The sequence below is a fragment of the Alloprevotella sp. OH1205_COT-284 genome (assembly GCF_003859795.1).
In the GTDB taxonomy this organism is placed as follows: Bacteria; Bacteroidota; Bacteroidia; order Bacteroidales; family Bacteroidaceae; genus Alloprevotella.
Map to the genome: position 1 here is coordinate 1 of NZ_RQYI01000080.1, position 380 is coordinate 380.

Below are 380 nucleotides of genomic sequence, written 5' to 3' on the forward strand. Positions count from 1 at the left end.
GCCACCGGGAACATCACCGTCATTGACGCGACGAGTCACTTCGATGCGGAGGAATTTGTAGGCTTTGCTCAACTTGGCGTAAGCCGTTCCAGCTGCATTGGCCTTCTTGCTGCCATCTTTCCAAGTCACTTCGTAGGGGTATGTGAAATTGGCAACGGTCACAGAGTCCCAAGAGGTTTTCCATGCATTAAAGTCGGTGGTGGCACCTTCGCCTTCTCCGTCTTTTTTGTTTAATTCAAGGTGGCTTTCGTCATTGCTGCCCCAAATGGTGACGAGGTGAGGACTGCCGCTGTTGTTGTTGCCATCGCGCTTCACCCACTTGAAGAAGAGATCGGTTTCGGGATTGTCGAGTTTGATTTGGAGATAGTGTCCTCCTTTCC

1 protein-coding gene is annotated in these 380 nt (G+C 51.1%); it reads right to left on the reverse strand.

Annotated elements, in window-relative coordinates:
* A partial coding sequence (locus tag EII14_RS09385; RefSeq protein ID WP_158608371.1) for a hypothetical protein occupies positions 1-380 on the reverse strand: 380 nt, incomplete at both ends.